The sequence below is a fragment of the Pseudomonas sp. MWU13-2105 genome (assembly GCF_023242315.1).
Taxonomy (GTDB): domain Bacteria; phylum Pseudomonadota; class Gammaproteobacteria; order Pseudomonadales; family Pseudomonadaceae; genus Aquipseudomonas.
In genome coordinates this window covers 118356-136482 of record NZ_JALLIY010000017.1, presented here as the reverse complement: position 1 = coordinate 136482, position 18127 = coordinate 118356, and the positions used below count along the sequence as shown (strand labels likewise).

General features: G+C 60.9%; 18 protein-coding genes. 7 read left to right on the top strand and 11 right to left on the bottom strand.

Translation table 11 applies throughout. The annotated features are described in order from the left end of the window. Nucleotides 1-30: 30 nt before the first annotated feature. Nucleotides 31-1569 carry a murein biosynthesis integral membrane protein MurJ gene (murJ, locus tag M5B96_RS23945; protein ID WP_248799469.1) on the bottom strand — a complete coding sequence of 513 codons (1539 nt, stop codon included), beginning with the start codon at nt 1567-1569 and terminating at the stop codon, nt 31-33. Nucleotides 1570-1822: 253 nt separating this feature from the next. Here murJ and rpsT point away from each other — a divergent pair, with 253 nt between their 5' ends. Then, nucleotides 1823-2101 (top strand): 30S ribosomal protein S20, encoded by a 279-nt coding sequence (gene rpsT, locus M5B96_RS23940; protein ID WP_016967023.1) that lies wholly within the window; start codon nt 1823-1825, stop codon nt 2099-2101. A gap of 199 nt (nt 2102-2300) precedes the next feature. Here the strand turns inward: rpsT and M5B96_RS23935 are convergent, their stop codons facing one another. The 5 genes from M5B96_RS23935 to rplU all read right to left on the bottom strand — a co-directional run bounded on the left by M5B96_RS23935 (nt 2301) and on the right by rplU (nt 6279). After that, nucleotides 2301-2762 carry a CreA family protein gene (locus tag M5B96_RS23935; RefSeq protein ID WP_177096025.1) on the bottom strand — a complete coding sequence of 154 codons (462 nt, stop codon included), beginning with the start codon at nt 2760-2762 and terminating at the stop codon, nt 2301-2303. A gap of 19 nt (nt 2763-2781) precedes the next feature. Then, on the bottom strand, nt 2782-3900 hold the full coding sequence (gene proB, locus M5B96_RS23930; protein ID WP_248799508.1) for a glutamate 5-kinase: 1119 nt from the start codon (nt 3898-3900) through the stop codon (nt 2782-2784). A gap of 205 nt (nt 3901-4105) precedes the next feature. Then, nucleotides 4106-5329, bottom strand: a complete 1224-nt coding sequence (cgtA, locus tag M5B96_RS23925; RefSeq protein ID WP_248799468.1) for an Obg family GTPase CgtA — start codon at nt 5327-5329, stop codon at nt 4106-4108. 342 nt (nt 5330-5671) lie between these two features. After that, nucleotides 5672-5929, bottom strand: coding sequence for a 50S ribosomal protein L27 (gene rpmA / locus M5B96_RS23920; protein WP_042934223.1), 258 nt, complete (start codon nt 5927-5929; stop codon nt 5672-5674). Between the two features lie 35 nt (nt 5930-5964). Continuing rightward, nucleotides 5965-6279 carry a 50S ribosomal protein L21 gene (rplU, locus tag M5B96_RS23915; protein ID WP_003176051.1) on the bottom strand — a complete coding sequence of 105 codons (315 nt, stop codon included), beginning with the start codon at nt 6277-6279 and terminating at the stop codon, nt 5965-5967. Between the two features lie 241 nt (nt 6280-6520). Between rplU and M5B96_RS23910 the strand changes: the two genes are divergently transcribed. From M5B96_RS23910 to M5B96_RS23900, 3 genes are all read left to right on the top strand, one after another. Then, the gene (locus M5B96_RS23910) at nt 6521-7489 is read left to right on the top strand and encodes a polyprenyl synthetase family protein (protein ID WP_100941439.1); all 969 of its coding nucleotides are present in this window, start codon (nt 6521-6523) and stop codon (nt 7487-7489) included. 195 nt (nt 7490-7684) lie between these two features. Continuing rightward, nucleotides 7685-8026 carry a zinc ribbon domain-containing protein YjdM gene (locus M5B96_RS23905; protein WP_248799467.1) on the top strand — a complete coding sequence of 114 codons (342 nt, stop codon included), beginning with the start codon at nt 7685-7687 and terminating at the stop codon, nt 8024-8026. A 284-nt stretch (nt 8027-8310) separates the two neighbouring features. Then, nucleotides 8311-8568: a hypothetical protein gene (locus tag M5B96_RS23900; protein WP_248799466.1), complete on the top strand. Its 258-nt coding sequence runs from the start codon at nt 8311-8313 to the stop codon at nt 8566-8568. A gap of 192 nt (nt 8569-8760) precedes the next feature. Here M5B96_RS23900 and M5B96_RS23895 read toward each other — a convergent pair whose 3' ends face one another. Continuing rightward, nucleotides 8761-9378 (bottom strand): FKBP-type peptidyl-prolyl cis-trans isomerase, encoded by a 618-nt coding sequence (locus tag M5B96_RS23895; protein WP_248799465.1) that lies wholly within the window; start codon nt 9376-9378, stop codon nt 8761-8763. Between the two features lie 109 nt (nt 9379-9487). After that, entirely contained in the window at nt 9488-9976 is a 489-nt protein-coding gene (locus M5B96_RS23890; protein WP_248799464.1) for a TIGR00645 family protein, read from the bottom strand. Between the two features lie 170 nt (nt 9977-10146). Between M5B96_RS23890 and M5B96_RS23885 the strand changes: the two genes are divergently transcribed. Then, the gene (locus M5B96_RS23885) at nt 10147-11973 is read left to right on the top strand and encodes a hypothetical protein (RefSeq protein ID WP_248799463.1); all 1827 of its coding nucleotides are present in this window, start codon (nt 10147-10149) and stop codon (nt 11971-11973) included. An 18-nt stretch (nt 11974-11991) separates the two neighbouring features. On the opposite strand, the gene M5B96_RS23880 is transcribed toward M5B96_RS23885, so the two are convergent. Both M5B96_RS23880 and M5B96_RS23875 read right to left on the bottom strand, forming a co-directional pair. Next, the gene (locus tag M5B96_RS23880; RefSeq protein ID WP_248799462.1) at nt 11992-12312 is read right to left on the bottom strand and encodes a hypothetical protein; all 321 of its coding nucleotides are present in this window, start codon (nt 12310-12312) and stop codon (nt 11992-11994) included. Between the two features lie 181 nt (nt 12313-12493). Further along, nucleotides 12494-14932, bottom strand: a complete 2439-nt coding sequence (locus M5B96_RS23875; protein ID WP_248799461.1) for a Lon protease family protein — start codon at nt 14930-14932, stop codon at nt 12494-12496. Nucleotides 14933-15206: 274 nt separating this feature from the next. Here M5B96_RS23875 and M5B96_RS23870 point away from each other — a divergent pair, with 274 nt between their 5' ends. Both M5B96_RS23870 and M5B96_RS23865 read left to right on the top strand, forming a co-directional pair. After that, a complete protein-coding gene (locus tag M5B96_RS23870; RefSeq protein WP_248799460.1) occupies nt 15207-15695 on the top strand; it encodes a DUF3015 domain-containing protein in 489 nt (162 codons plus the stop codon). Nucleotides 15696-15768: 73 nt separating this feature from the next. Then, a complete protein-coding gene (locus M5B96_RS23865; protein ID WP_248799459.1) occupies nt 15769-17622 on the top strand; it encodes a DUF4105 domain-containing protein in 1854 nt (617 codons plus the stop codon). 96 nt (nt 17623-17718) lie between these two features. Here the strand turns inward: M5B96_RS23865 and M5B96_RS23860 are convergent, their stop codons facing one another. After that, entirely contained in the window at nt 17719-18069 is a 351-nt protein-coding gene (locus M5B96_RS23860) for a hypothetical protein (protein WP_248799458.1), read from the bottom strand. Nucleotides 18070-18127: the final 58 nt, after the last annotated feature.

The following is an 18127-nucleotide window of genomic DNA, read 5'->3' as shown; positions in this document are numbered from 1 at the left end:
GCCTGCGACGCCCCACCGGGGTGCCCTGTGCTACATCAATGATTTGCGATTGAAATGCCGCAAGCGCATCCCCAACGCCAGCAACATGCCGAAATAGGCCAGCACACCCGCCCCCACCAACCCACCCAAACGCAGGAAACGCTCGAGCATCTGCCCCTGGTCCCAGGCCGGCATGACGTGCATCAAGCCCAGCAATACCGCCGACATCACCGCCACCGCCAGCACCAGCTTCGCCAGATACGACCACCAGCCCGGCTGCGGCACGAACAATTGCTGCTTGCGCAATTGCCAGAACAGCAGCCCGGCGTTGATGCAGGCCCCGGCGCTGATTGCCAGCGCCAGCCCGGCATGGGCCAGGGGCCCGATAAAGACCAGGTTGAGCAACTGGGTGACCGTCAGGGTGAAAATGGCGATTTTCACCGGCGTGCGAATGTTCTGCTGCGCGTAGAAGCCCGGCGCCAGGACCTTGATCATGATGATGCCCAGCAAGCCCAGGGAGTAGGCCACCAGCGCCCGCTGGGTCATGGCAGCGTCGAAGGCGCTGAACTTGCCGTACTGGAACAACGCCACCGTCAGCGGCTCGGAGAGAATCGCCAGTGCCAGGGAGCACGGCAGCACCAGCACGAAGCACAGGCGCAGGCCCCAATCGAGAATCCGCGAATACTCGTGGCGGTCCTTGCTGGCGTAGGTCTTCGACAGGATCGGCAACAGGATGGTGCCCAGGGCCACGCCGAGCACGCCGGACGGCAACTCCATCAAGCGATCGGCGTAGTACATCCAGGACACCGAGCCCGCCACCAGGAAGGAGGCGAAGATGGTGTTGATGATCAGCGAGATCTGGCTCACCGAGACGCCGAGAATCGCTGGCAGCATCTGCTTCATCACTCGCCAGACGCCGGAATCACGCAGATTCAGCCGTGGCAGCACCAACATGCCGATTTTTTTCAGGCTCGGCAGCTGGTAGAGCAGTTGCGCCAGGCCACCGGCCAGCACCGCCCAGCCCAGGGCCATCACCGGCGGATCGAAGTACGGTGTCAGGAACAGGGCAAAAATGATCATGCTCACGTTCAGCAGCGTCGGCACGAAGGCCGGCACCGAAAAACGGTTCCAGGTATTGAGGATCGCCCCCGCCAGGGATGACAGCGAGATCAGCAATATATAAGGGAACGTCACCCGCAACAGGTCGGAGGTCAGCTTGAACTTCTCCGGCGTGTCGGTGAAACCCGGGGCCGTGGCCCAGATCACCCAGGGCGCGGCGATCATGCCGAGCACCGTCACCAACGCCAGGACCAGGGTCAACAGGCCGCTGACATAGGCAACAAAGGTGCGGGTCGCCTCCTCGCCCTGCTGGCTCTTGTATTCCGCCAGGATCGGCACGAAAGCCTGGGAAAACGCGCCCTCGGCAAAAATCCGCCGCAGCAGGTTGGGCAGTTTGAAGGCGATAAAGAAGGCATCGGTGGCCATTCCGGCCCCGAAGATACGCGCGATAATCGTATCGCGAACGAAGCCCAGAACCCGGGAAATCATCGTGATAGAGCTGACGGCAGCCAACGATTTGAGCAGATTCATTAAAAGAGTGTGCGCCTTTGGAGAAAGAGCAGGCGAACAAAGCGCCCAGTTGTGCGATACTCCGCGCCGCAACAGCACAGAGCCAAAGCTCGCGAGTTTACAGGTCAGGCGCCGGAAATAAATCACCCGTCACTTCAAGATCGACCACTCAGCGGAACGCATCACCTGCCCTTGACAAGACTTCAACTCATCGGCATGATTCGCGGCCTATTTTGTTTGCTATTTCCTAAAAAGTCTTTCGAGGAGCTCGACGGTGGCCAACACACCTTCCGCCAAAAAACGTGCAAAACAGGCTGAGAAGCGTCGCAGCCACAACGCCAGCCTGCGTTCCATGGTTCGTACCTACATCAAGAATGTGGTTAAAGCCATCGACGCAAAAGACGCTGCCAAAGCTCAAGCCGCTTATGTTCTGGCTGTTCCTGTTATCGACCGTATGGCCGATAAAGGCATCATCCACAAGAACAAGGCCGCTCGTCACAAGGGTCGTCTGAACGGCCACATCAAGGCTCTGAACCTTGCTGCTGCAGCCTAAGCGACACGCGTGTTAAAAAGCCGACCCTAGGGTCGGTTTTTTATTGCCCGAAAGAAAGCATATCTATCGAATGTGGGAGCGGTGCTTGCCCGCAAAGCTTTTGGCGATCTTCAGCCCCCCCTCGCAGGCAAGCTCCACCCCCACACTCCAAGTCTGCGCTCGACAACCGAAACCCCGCCGAACCGACAACCTCAAGGCCTTACTGATGCGGCCAAGGCAGGATCGGAATCGCCGTCACCGCATTCTGCGGGCTGCCTTCGATCAAGCGGTCGCTATAGACCAGATACACCAGGGTATTGCGCTTCTTGTCGAGGAAACGCACCACCTGCATGGTCTTGAATACCAGCGAGGTGCGCTCCTTGAACACCTCCTCGCCATCCTTCAATTCACCACTGAAGCGAATCGGCCCGACCTGACGACAGGCCAGCGACGCCTCGGCACGATCCTCGGCCAACCCCAGACCACCTTTCAAGCCGCCAGTCTTGGCCCGGGACAGGTAGCAGGTCACGCCCTCGACCTTGGGATCGTCAAACGCCTCGACCACGATGCGATCGTTCGGCCCGACAAACTTGAAGACCGTCGACACCTGGCCAATCTCTTCCGCCGATGCCAGCAACGGCATCGCCAGCAGCAATCCCAACAATCCCTTTGCGATACCCATACCCATATCCCTCAATCCATCAGACCAGAATCAGGTTATCGCGATGAACCAGCTCAGGCTCCGCCATATACCCCAGCACAGCAACGATCGCATCCGACGGCTGGCCGATAATTTTTTGCGCCTCAAGCGCACTGTAATTTGCCAGCCCACGAGCAATCTCGCGCCCGTCCGAGGCCACGCACACCACCATCTCACCGCGACGGAAGCTGCCCTGGACCAGCTTCACCCCTACCGGCAGCAGGCTTTTGTGGTCCCGCGCCAGCGCATTCACCGCGCCATCATCGAGCACCAGCGTGCCACGGGTCTGCAGATGCCCGGCCAGCCACTGCTTGCGCGCCGCCAGCATGCCGCGCTCAGGCGACAGCAAGGTGCCAATGCGCTCGCCGGACTTCAGGCGATCCAACACACGCTCAAGGCGTCCGCCAACAATGATCGTATGCGCCCCGGAACGCGCCGCCAGTCGCGCCGCGCGCAGCTTGGTCTGCATGCCGCCACGCCCCAGCGCACCGCCGGTACCACCGGCCACGGCATCCAGCGCCGGATCATCGGCACGCGCCTCATAAATCAGCTGGGCATCGGGATTGTTGCGCGGATCGGCGTCAAACATGCCATCGCGATCCGTGAGAATCACCAGCAAGTCCGCCTCCACCAGGTTGGCCACCAGCGCCGCCAGGGTGTCGTTGTCGCCAAAACGGATTTCGTCGGTGACCACGGTGTCGTTCTCGTTGATCACCGGGATGACCTTGAGCTCCACCAGCGCCCGCAGCGTGCTGCGCGCATTGAGGTAACGCTTGCGATCGGAGAGGTCGTCATGGGTCAGCAGGATCTGCGCGGTATGCCGGCCATGCTCGGCAAAGCTCGACTCCCAGGCCTGCACCAGGCCCATCTGGCCAATGGCGGCAGCCGCCTGCAACTCGTGCATGGCCGTCGGTCGCACCGTCCAGCCCAGGCGACTCATACCCGCCGCCACCGCACCGGAAGACACCAGCACCAGCTCGACGCCCGCCTCGTGCAACGCCACCATCTGTTCGACCCAGACACCCATTGCGGCGCGATCCAGGCCCTTGCCGTCCGCCGTCAGCAGTGCGCTGCCGATCTTCACGACCCAACGCCGCGCACCTGTCACCTTGCTCCGCATCATCTTTCAACCTTGGCTTGCGGGCAGCGCGACCGAGCGCCGCCCATGCGATTGTTCAGGGTAGCCGGCTCCCAGAAACCACAACGCCGCTCGAATGAGCGGCGCCAGATGGAACAGGCTGATGACGATGATAACACCGCCGCCAACCGGATAGACCGCCCACTCACCCTCGAGCAGCGGCCAATCCGCACGACAAAGCCTGACCTCAGTCGCGCACGTAGATGATTTCCGGGCCATCTTCGTCATCGACATCTTCTTCGTCCCAATCATCGTCGCCGATGTCGTGGACGCTCTTGACGCCGCTGCGGCGCAGGGCGCGCTGGTCATCCAGGGCTTGCAGCTGGGCACGCGCCTCATCTTCGATACGCTGATCCAGATCGCGCAACTCGTCGGCATAGGCCGGGTCGTTGGCCAGGCGATCAAGACGATCCTCGAGATAGCGCATGATGTCGCGAGTCAGGCGCTCGGTCCCTTCCTTGGCAATCGCCGAGATCACATAGACCGGACCGGTCCACTGCAGACGCTCGACCACCTGCTTGACCCGCTCCTCGTGCTCTTCCTCGAGGATCTGATCGCACTTGTTCAGCACCAGCCAGCGATCACGCTCAGCCAGCGACGGACTGAACTTGGTCAGCTCGTTGACGATCACTTCAGCGGCATCTGGCGCACTGCTGTCATCCAGCGGCGCCATGTCGACGAGGTGCAGCAGCAAACGCGTGCGCGCCAAGTGCTTGAGGAAGCGAATCCCCAGGCCTGCACCCGCCGAAGCCCCTTCGATCAACCCCGGGATGTCGGCAATGACGAAGCTTTTCCAGCGATCGACACTGACCACGCCGAGGTTCGGCACCAGGGTGGTGAACGGATAATCCGCCACCTTCGGCTTGGCCGCCGAGACCGAACGGATAAAGGTACTTTTACCGGCATTCGGCAAGCCCAGCAGGCCGACATCCGCCAGCACCTTCATTTCCAGCTTGAGGTCGCGCTGCTCGCCCGGCTTACCTGGCGTAGTCTGGCGCGGCGCACGGTTGGTGCTGGATTTGAAACGGGTATTGCCCAGGCCGTGCCAGCCACCATGAACCACCAGCAGGCGCTGACCGGCCTTGACCAGGTCGCCGATGACTTCCTGGGTGGCGGAATCGATCACCGTGGTGCCGACCGGCACGCGCAGTTCCAGATCCTCGCCCTTCTTGCCGGTGCAGTCGGTGCTGCCGCCGTTGGAACCGCGCTCGGCATCGAAGTGCCGGGTATAGCGGTAATCCACCAGGGTATTGAGGTTTTCGTCGGCGACCATGTAGATCGAACCGCCATCACCACCATCACCACCGTTGGGACCACCGTTTTCGATGAATTTTTCCCGACGGAAACTCATGCAACCGTTACCGCCGTCGCCAGCTTTTACGCGAATCGATACTTCATCAACGAACTTCATAACACACGCCTCTCGTCACCAGGACGAGCCGAAAAAAATCACAGATACAAGTATAAGACCCTTGCAAAGATGAGCGCGGCGACTCAGGTTTTGCCCGAAACCTGCCTGCGCGTCGATCATGCTGCGCTTAAAACAACCCCGGAATGCTCATTTAGCGGACTAAACCGTGCTTCCTCGACTGTTTTTGCCTTGCCTGATCGCCGCTCGGCGAGCTTTCGAACAAACCCGCTCAACGACCGAAAAATCCAGCGCCGACAGCCCATACAAACAGCTTTGCAAGAGACTCACCCCACAAACGAAAAAGCCCCGTCGCAAGACGGGGCTTCTCCAGCATCCTCGCGATTAAGCCGCGACAATGCTCACGTAACGGCGGTTGAACGCGCCTTTTACTTCAAACTTGATCACGCCTTCGACTTTAGCGAAGAGAGTGTGATCCTTACCCATGCCAACGCCGTAACCGGCGTGGAATTGGGTACCGCGCTGACGCACGATGATGTTGCCCGCTTTGATAGCCTGGCCGCCATACATCTTCACGCCAAGGCGTTTGGCTTCTGAGTCGCGACCGTTACGGGTACTACCACCAGCTTTTTTGTGTGCCATGAGTTCAATTCTCCAAAAAGGGGATTAGGCTGAAATTAAGCCTGAATACCGGTGATTTTGATCTCGGTGTACCACTGACGGTGGCCCATACGCTTCATGTGGTGCTTACGACGACGGAACTTGATGATGCGGACTTTATCGTGACGACCTTGGGAGATCACTTCAGCCACAACGGTAGCGCCAGCAACAACTGGAGCGCCGATATTCACGTCATCGCCATTGGCGACCAACAGAACACGATCAAAGGTAACGGATTCGCCAGTGGCGATTTCCAGTTTCTCGATCTTCAGGTATTCACCTGGAGCGACTTTGTACTGCTTGCCGCCGGTAACGATTACTGCGTAAGACATGGTATTTCTCCGATAATCCTGCTCACCCAGCGCTTTATAGGTAAAGGTATTGGCTGGCATGGCTGCATGGGGCTGGAACGGCCCAGATGCAATTGCGTAAGGCAGGTGCTGCCCAGGAAGTTCAGGGTGCGCGATTGTACGCAAGCCATCAGGCCATTGCAAGCCTGCGGACCGCGTGCCTTGACAGCGTAGACCCCCCGCCCTAGCATGCCGCGCAACCCTTCTGGAGCGACTCCCGCTGATGCAACCCCAAGCTTTCTACCGCGCGGTGGCGGACGATTTTAGCGCCGTCGATGGCATCATCAAGAAGCAGCTGACTTCCCGGGTGCCGCTGGTCTCGAAAATCGGCGATTACATCACCTCGGCCGGGGGCAAGCGCCTGCGTCCTTTATTGGTGCTGCTGTGTGGCAAGGCCCTGGGCCGCGAAGGCGACGACCTGCGCCTGCTGGCCGCCACCATCGAATTCCTGCACACCGCGACCCTGTTGCATGACGACGTGGTCGACATGTCGGGCATGCGCCGCGGCCGCTCCACCGCCAATGCCATGTGGGGCAACGCCCCGAGCGTGCTGGTCGGCGACTTCCTGTACTCGCGCTCCTTCGAAATGATGGTCGAGCTGGGCTCGATGCCGGTGATGAAGATTCTTTCACAAGCCACCCGCATCATCGCCGAAGGCGAAGTGTTGCAGTTGTCCAAGGTCCGCGACGCCAGCACCACTGAAGAAACCTATATGGAAGTCATCCGCGGCAAGACCGCGATGCTCTTCGAAGCCTCGACCCACAGCGCCGCGGCCCTGTGCCAGGCGACGCCGGAGCAGACCGAGGCGCTACGGACCTTCGGCGACCACTTGGGCGTGGCGTTCCAACTGGTGGACGACCTGCTGGACTACAAGGGCGATGCCGAGACCCTGGGCAAGAATGTCGGCGACGACCTGGCCGAAGGCAAGCCGACCCTGCCGCTGATCTACACCATGCGCGAAGGCACGCCGGAACAGGCGGCCCTGGTGCGCCAGGCGATCCAGAAAGGCGGTATCGAAGACCTCGAAAGCATTCGCGAAGCGGTACAGGCTTCCGGCTCCCTGGACTACACCGCGCAACTGGCCCGCGACTATGTGGCCCGGGCGATTGCCTGCCTGGAAGCGCTGCCGGCAAGCGAATACCGCGATGCCCTGGTGGAATTGAGCGAGTTCGCGGTCGCCCGCACTCACTGATTCTCCCCTGCAAGCACCGCCCGTGGGAGCGGAGCTTGTCGGATCGCCGCACCGCCGCGAAGGTGCCAGTAAGGCCACTAAAAGCTTCGCGGGCAAGCTCCGCTCCCACAGTTTCCAGTCGCCGCTGCTACACCTTCGCCGACAAAAACCCTATATAATGTGCGCTTTTCACCTTCCCGAAACCGAGGAACCTTAGTGAGCACGTTGCCACCCTGCCCGAAATGCAATTCCGAATTTACCTACGAAGACGGCACCCAACTGGTCTGCCCGGAATGCGCCCATGAATGGTCCGCCGGCGGCGAAGCCGAAACCGCCAGCGACGACACCGTGAAAAAGGACTCCGTGGGCAACGTCCTGCAAGACGGCGACACCATCACCGTGATCAAGGACCTGAAGGTCAAGGGCACCTCCCTGGTGGTCAAGGTCGGCACCAAGGTCAAGAACATCCGCCTGTGCGATGGCGACCACGACATCGACTGCAAGATCGACGGTATCGGCCCGATGAAGCTCAAGTCCGAGTTCGTCAGAAAGGTCTAAGCGGCCCAACGCTGCAATTCTGGTGGGAGCCGGCTCGCCGGCGATGAGGCCCTTGGGCCATACAGCGACCTTGCGGACGCCATCGCCGATAAGCCGGCTCCCACAATGCTCCGCGCCGCCCCTGGTTACGACGCCCAGGTCAGGAGCGTGTCTACCGCCACACCACCTGCCTTCATTGACCTCAGACAAATCCCCCTACAGAAAACCCGACAATCGACCAATAGGCACTTGCTATTCATTGAATAAGAATTATTCTCATTGAAACCCATCAAGGAGATGAGAACATGACTTATTTGATCGATGCCTGGCTGGACCGCCCACACCCTTACCTGCGCATCCTGCATCGGGAAACGGGGGAAGTCTGTGCGGTACTGGAGGAGGAAGCCTTGAACGAGTTGCAGGACCAGGGCGACCTGGACGTCAGCGGCTTGAGTTCCAGCGAACCCTTGGTACTCAAGGAGTTGGTACGCAACCTGTTTCTGTTCTGCTATGCCCGGGCGTTGCGTCCGACGGAAGACCTGAACAGCAAGCTGCGGGTGTGACGGGAATAGCTGTCTCAATGCCCCCCCGGACAGGACGGGCCGAAGACTTGTGGAATACCACTCCAGACAGCACCGGGACCTTGTCTTGTGGGAGCGGAGCTTGCCCGCGAAGAGGCCAGTGGACCGCTACAAAGCTTCGCGGGCAAGCTCCGCTCCCACACAAGCACCGCCCCGACACAGAGGCAGTTCGTATTACAGAACGTCGAGCAGCTCGACGTCGAACACCAGTACGCTGTGCGGCGGAATGCCGCCGACGCCCTGGGCGCCGTAAGCCAGTTCGCTCGGCACGTACAGGCGCCATTTGCTACCGGCATTCATCAGTTGCAGCGCCTCGGTCCAGCCGGCGATCACGCCGCCGACCGGGAATTCGGCTGGCTGGCCGCGCTCGTAGGAGCTGTCGAACACAGTGCCGTCGATCAGGGTGCCGTGGTAGTGGGTACGCACGCTGTCCTCACGGGACGGCTTGGCGCCCTCGCCCTGGGTCAACACTTCGAACTGCAGGCCGGAAGCCAGGGTAGTGATGCCTTCACGCTTGGCGTTTTCCGCGAGGAATGCCAGGCCGGCGCCCGCCGCGGCTTCAGCCTTGGCAGCGGCTTCAGCCTGCATGACTTCGCGGATCACCTTGAAGCTGGCGGACAGTTCTTCCTGGCCCACGCGGCTTGGCTTGCCGTGAAAGGCGTCGGTCAGGCCGGCCAGGATCGCGTCGAGACTCACGCCCGGTGGCGGGTTGTCACGCAGTTGGTCACCCAACTGACGGCCGATACCGTAGCTGACGCGGGTTTCGTCGGTGGACAGATTTACTTCGGACATAACACTGCTCCGCTGTGGGCTGCGGCGGCAAATACCGGTTGAACACGGTATCGCCCCACGCACCCGGAACCAAAAAGGGCCAGCAGACTAGCACACAAGCACAGCGGGGTCAGTGCTTGGTCAGCTTGTCCAGGTAACCCATTGCAAAGGCCGACACGACAAAGGTGATGTGGATGATCACATACCATTGCAGGTGCACCGGATCGATGTTCTTGGCATCCATGAACACCCGCAGCAGGTGAATCGAGGAGATCGCCACGATCGACGCCGCCACCTTCATCTTCAACGAGGTGGAATCCATCTTGCCCAACCAGCTGAGCTTTTCCTTGCTTTCATCGATATCCAGCTGAGACACGAAGTTCTCGTAGCCGGAAATCATCACCATCACCAGCAAGCCCCCCACCAGTGCCATGTCGATCAGCGACAGCAGCACCAGGATCAGGTCGGCCTCGGCCATGGCGAAGACATTGGGGATAACGTGAAAAACCTCCTGGAAGAATTTCAGCGCCAGGGCCAGCAGGCCCAACGACAGGCCGAAGTAGATCGGCGCCAGCAGCCAGCGCGAGGCATACATTGCATTTTCGATAAAACGTTCCATGGATCTCATACCAACTGAAAATGGCCGCGAGTATATCAGCGCTCAAACCCAAGGGAAAAAAGCCCTGCGCAGGCGCTTGTTCAACATCGGGACAGCTGCGCCAGGGCGATTTTCTGCTAGTGTCGGCATCAACGACATCGCGTGTGCACTGTGTACAGGAAAACTGAACAATGGATTTGCGACTTCCCCTGGGTTGCCTCGGGCTATCGGTGGCTCTGCTGGTGAGCGGCTGTTCCCCCAAAGACAAGCAACAACACACCAGCCTCGAGGAAAGGACCGCGCAGTTCGAGAAGACCCTCGACACCCTCCAGGACCCCAAGCTCAAGGATGCCGTGGCCGACCTCGGCGGCTCCCTGCTGCTGCTCGAACGGGCCCGTCTGCGCCTGCGCGACAAGCCCATCGAAACCGAGTACAGCGACGATGCCCTGGCGCTGCTCAAGCACTACCCCAGTCCGCAGGCCCTGGCCGACACCTATATCAACGGCCTCTTCGTGCTGCGCAAGACCTCCAGTTCCGACTACCTGACCGACCTGCAGCCGATCTTCCCGTTCAGCTTCAACTACCCCACCGAATTCCCGTTTCCCCATGCCCTGGAATGGCAGTCAGTAACCCTGAGCAACAAACAGGTGATCCCGTTCCAGCCTGAATGGTCGGAGACCGATCCCGGTATCCAACTGAGCCCTTCCAGCTCCAACACCACCAACCCCGACGACCTGACGATCACCTATCCCTACGTCGAAGGCATGGAAGTCGACGCGAAAAAACAGCCGCAGCCCCTGACCCTGCACGGCAAGGTCGAAGTGATCGCCCCGCGCAAGGTGGTAACCTTCAACCTGACCCGCCAGGACGTCGGCAAGCTGCAAAACAGCGACAACGTCAGCCTGACCCTGGTGTCGCTGGACAAGAACAACGCCGAAATCGAATTGAACAGCAATGCCGCGCAAGCCCCCCAGGTCGGTGACACACCGCTCAACCCACTGATCGTCCAGGCCATGGACGCTAGCGGACAGTTTCTCTCGCGAGCCGGGGCCATCAACGAAAACGCCGCGCAGATTGCCTTCTACCAGCAGCAACTGGACGAAATGCTCAAACAGAAGAGCTGGAGCGACGCGTTCGAGAAACAGCTCGACGACGAGCAAAAAGCCTTCGAGGCGAAGCAGACCAGCCACTACACCCGGGTCTACTTCAACGGCATGATCGACAAGCTGGAAATCAGCGTGATGGATTTTTCCGCTGCGACGGTCAACCGCAAGGAGCTTGACCTGCCGGTACGCGAGTTCAACAACACCACCAGCAAGGATGTCCAGCCGCTGCCGATGCCGGTGGTGGTCTATGACGACCAGGCCGCAACCTACCTCAAGGGCGCCAACCTGGATGCAGAAAAACTGAAGAAGAGCGTGGTCATCAGCCAGTCGGTGGACGACGCCAGTGCGGCGAATATCGAGTTCGACCACCCCAAGACCTTCAACGACGAATTGCTCGGTTCACCCAGCGCCCCCAGCAACAGCCCGGTAACCTTCTTTACCGAAGACGAACAAGGCAAGCGTGGCGAGCCCCTGGAATTGCCCGCAGAGGCCTTCGAGGTCAACCCGTTGGAGGGCACCATCACCTACGACCTCAACCTGTTCCCGGAAACGCCGGCCTATGCCGTCGGCTCAATGCCGTTGTTCCTCGCCGATATCCAGAAGAACAGCCTCGACGCCCATCAATTACCCGCGGGACTGGAGCTCAAGGGCAACGCGCTGATCGTCGACCAGAAGCGCTTCCCCGCCGAGTCCTGGCGTTTCTACGCCAAGGACGACAGCGGCAATTACCTCAAGGAAATCCTCGCCACCAGCCATAGTGACAAGGCCGACTCGCCGTCGGTCTACGACGTGCACTACTTCTACGGGCAGCCGAGCCAACTGGAAAGTTACCAGCGCACGGCCTTGAACACCGTCGAATACGGTTTCGAGGTCAAGCTCGACAAGGCCCAGGCTTCAGGTCCCGCCGAGTAATGCTCCCGGGGTCGCGGCCTAGTGTTCCAGGCCGCGGCCTCGCGAACCGTTGATCTCCCGTAGCTGGGCCTGCAAATGCAGGCACCAGATCTGCGGATCCTCGGCCAGCTGATAGCCATGCAGGGTCAGGCTTTCGACAATCGACTCAAGGATGGATTCGGCCACGACCGGGCCATGGAACGGGCCCTGGGCCTTGATGGCCGAGGGTTGTTCACCAGCCATTCCGGCGGCGAACAGAAGGGTCCACATTCCATTATCGCCGGCGAGCGGGCGAATACTGCATTCGATACGGGTCACAAGACCCAGGCATTGACGGGTGAGGCAAAGGTTGCGCGGCATGGCGGCGACCCTCGGTAAATCCTGTCTTCAGCCTCCGGTGGGAGGTTGCATCGGTCCGGTGACTACAGTGGAGGTCCTTGCCCAGAGAATAGAATAAATCCACAGGCAGCAAGCATTTGCAGGACCAACGGGCGCCAAGTTGGCATGCGCCAAAGCCTTGACTCCCGCGGCCCTTATATCCTCAGGACGGCTTGACCTCCGCCAACGCCTGCTCGGCCGCCTCCTTCTCCGCTTCCTTGAGGTCATCCTCGCTGATCATCTCGGCGATCACCCGCAGGCGCTCCACCACTCGCGCGTTGACGCTGCCTTCCGGGAATTGCCCATCGGCATCCGGTTCACCGGCCGGCTCACCCACCAGCAGGCTCAGCGCCTCATCGGCCTGGCGCACCGCATACACGTGAAACTGACCGGCGCGTACCGCCTGCAATACCCGCTCATCGAGCATCAGGGTGGCGACGTTCGCCTGGGGAATGATCGCCCCTTGCTCACCGGTCAGGCCACGGGCCTCGCAGAGTCGGAAGAAGCCCTCGATCTTTTCGTTGACCCCGCCCACCGCCTGCACTTCGCCGAACTGGTTGATCGAGCCGGTAATGGCGAAACACTGCTTGAGCGGGGTTTTCGACAGCGCCGAAATCAGCGTGCAAGCCTCGCCCAGGGAGGCGCTGTCGCCGTCGACATAACCGTAGGACTGCTCCAGGGCGATGCTCGCGGAAATCGCCAGGGGGAATTCCTGGGCATAACGGCTGCCCAGGTAACCGGTGAGGATCATCACGCCTTTGGAGTGGATCGGCTGGCCGAGGTTGACCTCGCGCTCGATATCGACGATCCCGCTGCCGCCCGGATACACCGTGGCGGAGATCCGCGCCGGTACGCCGAAGGCCGAATCGCCGACCTCCAGCACCGTCAGCCCGTTGCACTTGCCCACCGCGGCGCCCGCGGTGTCGATCAGGATGATCCCCGCCAGCATGTCGTCGAGAATCCGCGCCGAGACCCGTCCGGTGCGGGTGGCCTTGGCCTTGAGCGCCCGTTCGATATGGCCGGCGTCGGTCATGTCGTCATTGGCCAGGTGGCGAATGAAATCCGCCTCGCTGACCAACTGGAACAGATCGCCGATCCGTGCCGACAGACGCCCCTGGTGCTCGGCCAGGCGCGCGCTGTAGGTCGCCAGGCGCGCCACCGCATCAGCGGTCAGCGGCGCCATGCCTTCTTCCGAGGTACGGGTCTTGAGCAACTGGGCGAACTGTTCCAGGCTCTCGTCGACCATGGGAATGTCTTCGTCGAAGTCCACCAGCACGCGGAACATCTCCTGGAAGTCCGGATCCAGGTCCTGCAGCGTGTAGTACAACTGGCGGGCACCGATGATGACGACCTTGACTTGCAAGGGGATCATCTGCGGCGTCAGGGTCACGGTGGCCAGGCGCCCCAGTTCGCCAAGCGGCGATTCCATCTTCAGCTTGCGCGATTGCAGGGCGCGCTTGAGCGCATCCCAGACAAAGGGCTCGCTGAGCATTTTTTCGGCTTCGAGAATCAGGAAGCCGCCGTTGGCCCGATGCAAGGCACCCGGACGCAACTGTCGATAGGTGGTGTAGAGCGCGCCCTGGTCAGTGCTGTATTCGATGCGGCCGAACAGGTTGTCGTAGGTCGGGTGCGGTTCGAAGACCACCGGCGCACCGCCATTGAGCGGTTGCCCCACCACCAGGCTCGGCGCGTACTGCTCTTCCAGTAGCTTGCGGGCCACGGCGTCGGTCTTGCTGTCGTCGACCAACTGCTCGACCACGGTTTTCAGCAGATAGACCTGCATGGCTTGCAGGTAACCGCAAACCGCCGCGTTCTCCGCGTATTTTTCCGACAACGGCGCCAGCAGGGGTTGCAGGGCCAGGGTGATGGTTTCTTCGTTCAACTGGCGCAACTGATTGCTCGATTCACGCTTCCATTGCGGCAGGCTGGCGAGCTCCTCGTTGAGGCGCTCCTCCAGGTCGGCGATATCGGTATGGAAACGTTCACGCTCGGCTTCCGGCAACTGGGCGAACTCCGCCTCATCCAGGGCCTTGCCTTCGCTCATCGGGGTAAAGGCGATATTGGTGCTGTCGCGATACAGCGCGACTTCCTTCTCCAGCGCCAGGCGCTCGATCACATCCAGGGCGCGGTCATAACGCTGGTTGAAGGCGCGGTCGATGGCGCTCTTCTTCTGCTGGTAGGACGGGTGCTCGAACACAGCAGGAAAAGTCGCCAGCAGGTTGTCGATCAAGCCGTTGATATCGGCGATGAAAGCCCCCGCCTCGCCCGCAGGCAGCTCCAGCGCCCGTGGCTCGCGAGGTTCGTCGAAATTATTGACATAGACCCAGTCGGACGGGGTCTGTAGGCGTTTGCCTTCAGCTTTCAGATAGCGTTTGACGAACGAAAAACGCCCGGTGCCGGGCTCGCCCATGACAAACACGTTGTAACCGGGGCGTGGCATCGCCACGCCGAACTGCAAGGCTTCAACCGCGCGTTCCTGGCCAAGCACACCGCGAAAAGGCTCCAGATCATTGGTGGTAGAGAAGCTGAACTGTTCAGCGGAAAAAGGACGGGTCAGCGCTTCGGGCGCTAGTCGCAAGCTGGCAGCAACAGAATCAGGCATCGGTCTTCCTTACATCAGGCGGGGCAGATGAAAGCATTCTGGCGCTCGCCATGCCTGACTGGCAAGGCGAGCGATGGCTGAATCGCTACGCCGTGACAAAAGTCCTCAGACAGGGACTACAAACCTCCAGCTTTATTCACCAACGGAAAAAACAATGGAACCCTTGGAACCTGCCTAAACTCCAACGTGCGAGGCTGGATCGATAACCAGCCTACTGGCGCTGAACCAGGCCAGATCCCCTTGTCATTGGCACGCACATAAAGAGAACAAAGCTATGAAACGGATTCTTCTGGGTACTCTCTTCACGGTTGTCTCCCTCAATGCCATGGCCGAGTCGCCAGGCGGGCCGGATTGCGGCTGGGGTAATATGCTGTTCAAGGGCCAGCGCGGCACTCCCGCCCACATCCTGGCATCCACCACCAACGGCACCTCCGGCAACGCCACCTTCGGCATGACCTCCGGTACCAACGGTTGCTCCACCCGTGACTCACTGACCTATGGCGGCCGCTCCTGGATCGCCATGAACGGCATGATGAACGAACTCTCCGAAGACATGGCCAAGGGCCAGGGCGAAGCCCTGACCACCTACGCCGTGGTCCTTGGCGTAGCCCCGGAAGACCGTGAGCATTTCGCGGCCGTCACCCACGAGCACTTCCAGCAGATCTTCAGCAAGGCTGATGTGACTGCCGACGACGTGCATACCAATACCCTCGCGGTCCTGAAAAGTGATCCGCGCCTGGCCAAGTACGCGACCCAGGCCTGAGTCCGCCCCGCCCGCCCCTCCGGGGCGGGCTTTGTGTATGTTGCCTTCTTTCGTCTGACAACAGTTGCCGACCATGCTCAAACGCCTTGCCTACCTGGCGCTCTGTGCTTGCGCCCCGCTGTATGCCGCACCGCACCTCGACGCCCAGCGTTTGCAGCAATTGGCCCATGACCCGTTCTGGATTTCCCTCGGCCATTACGAGTCGGCCAAGCTCGGCGGCTGGCGCAGTTATGTCAGTGACAAAAAATTTTTCCTCGCGGCCGATGGTGCCCATCACCCGGACGCGGAGCTGCAAGCCACCCTCGACGCCCTTTATGCCCCAGCCAGCCTCGGCAACCGGCACGCCCAGTGCGTCTATCCGGCCCGCACGCGCTGGCTCAAGGCACAACTGCAGCTGACGGACCTGCCCGCCCCCGAGTGCACGGAATTCAACCAGTGGTTCAAGGATGTCGCGCCCCACAGCACGGTGATGATCTTCCCGGCGGCCTACCTGAACAGCCCGTCGTCGATGTTCGGCCATACCTTGCTACGCATCGACCAGGCCGACGTGCAGCGCAACCAGACCGCCCTGCTCAGCTACGCGATCAACTTCGGCGCCTACATCGAAGGTTCCGACAACAGCATCCTCTATGCCTGGAAAGGCCTGGCGGGCGGTTACCCGGGCCTGTTCGCCCTGGTGCCCTACCAGCAGAAGCTCGCCGAATACCGCAGCCTGGAAAACCGCGACCTGTGGGAATACCGACTGAACCTGACGCCCGAAGAAACCCGGCGCATGGTCGAGCATGTCTGGGAGTTGAAACAGATCCAGTTCGACTACTTCTTTTTCGATGAAAACTGCTCCTATCGCCTGCTGGAGCTCTTGCAGGTGGCGCGCCCGAGCCTGCACCTGACCGAACAGTTTCCGCTGACGGCGATTCCCACCGACACCGTCAAGGCGGTGAAGGACGCCGGACTGGTGGAAAGGATCGATTACCGGCCGTCCCGCGAGCGCGAGCTGCTGGAGCGGGCCAAACCATTGAATCCGCAAGAACAGCAATGGGTACTGCAAGTCAGTGCCGATGCGCGGCAACTGCAGTCGAGCGGTTTCAGGCAACTGCCCAAGGCTCGCCAGGCGCTGATCATCGACGCCGCCTATCGGCTGGAGCGCTACCGGGCCAATGGCCAGGAGCGTGATCCGGCGCAAGCCCAACGCAGCTTCGAACTGCTGCGGGCGATCAACCAGAACCCGCCGCCGGAGCTGCGGATCGAGCGTCCGGGCCTGCCGGAAAATGGCCATGAATCACGTACCTGGCAGGCCGGGATCGGCAGCCGGGGCAGCCGGACGTTCGGCGAGTACGGCTTGCGCATGGCTTATCACGACCTCAACGACAATGCCGAGAGTTTTCCCCTCGGTGCGCAGATCGAAATCCTGCAGACGAAACTGCGCCAGTACGAAGGTAACCACTGGCAGTTGCAGCAACTGGATCTGGCGACCATCCGCTCGCTGACGCCGCGTAATGCGCTGTTGCAGCCCTGGTCATGGCAAGTCACCGGCGGCCTGGAACGGGTGCCGGGGCGGCACGACGACCAGACCCTGGTCAGCCATGTGAATGGCGGCGCGGGAGGCACCTGGCAATTGGGCGACGATGTGCTGGGCTTTGCCTTGGGCACCGTGCGGGTCGAGCACAATGCCGACTTCGCGGCGATTGTTTCGCCGGCGGCGGGGTTCGACAGCGGCCTGCTATGGAAAAACCCGCTGGGTAACCTGAGCCTGGAAGCCAAGGGTGACTACTTCACCAATGGCGAAGTCCGCCGCAGCCTGAGCCTCAACCAGCAATGGGAGCTGTCGCGCAACCTGGGCCTGCGGTTAAGCGCCCAGCGCGAGTTCAGCAAGCTGGCGACACCGGAGAACGAGGTGATGCTGGAAGTGAAGTGGTATCACTATTGAGCGGCGCCTGCCTCAAGGACCTCATCGCCAGCAAGCTGGCTCCAGGCGGCCATGCCCAGGCAGCATTTTGTATTCCACGCGGGCTGCCAGCGGACGCTACTCACACCCTGGACTCGGCCGCCCCGACTCGCGCAGCAGCAACTCGTCATGCCGTCGCAGGCAGCGCTCGTAATCGCGCCGGGCCATATTGTCGATGGTGATATTGCCCACCTCCTCCGGCGCCGTCCGCTCGCCGAAGTGGATATCCACCAGCGGCACCTCGGGCCGCAACTGAAACAGGCTGGGCGACTTCTCGTCAGGCGTCTGCACCTGAGTCACCACTGGCAACTGCTCCGGCGTTACGCCATAACGGCCCAGCAAGGAACTCTCAGGTAATGGCTCGCCCACGGCGACACAGGCGGACAAGGTCAGGCCGACACCCACGCCCTGGGTTTTGAAACAACTCATACACAACACTCGCTTTCTTTGACCGCCATCGTTCCCCACGCGCCGGCGCTGGGCTGAA